We start from the raw sequence: 462 nt of genomic DNA on the forward strand, positions 1-462 counted from the left end.
TGGTGCTGTTTTACCCAGGTTCCGCAGCAATCTGGCGTAACTCTAAAACATTGCGCATTATTTTTGGCGTGCTAACCATTGTTCCCTTCTTCTGGGGCATGCTGGCGTTACGGGCCTGGCACTACGACGAGAATCATTACAGTGGCGCAATATGGCTGCTCTATGTCATGATCCTGGTATGGGGCGCTGACTCTGGCGCATATATGTTTGGCAAATTGTTTGGTAAACATAAACTGGCACCGAAGGTTTCTCCGGGTAAAACTTGGCAAGGCTTTATCGGTGGACTAGTGACCGCAGCGGTAATCTCATGGGGTTATGGCATGTGGGTGAATCTCGACGTCGCTCCCGTCACCTTACTCATTTGCTCTATTGTCGCAGCGTTAGCCTCAGTGCTCGGCGATCTGACCGAAAGTATGTTTAAGCGTGAAGCAGGAATTAAGGACAGCGGTCATTTAATTCCAG

1 protein-coding gene is annotated in these 462 nt (G+C 49.6%); it reads left to right on the forward strand.

What is annotated here, in order from left to right; all coding sequences use genetic code 11:
* The coding region (locus AC3DEV_RS16960) for a phosphatidate cytidylyltransferase (protein ID WP_488372864.1) at positions 1-462 on the forward strand (462 nt) is incomplete at both ends.

Source organism: Dietzia sp. IBK-p2-15D (genome assembly GCF_057773105.1).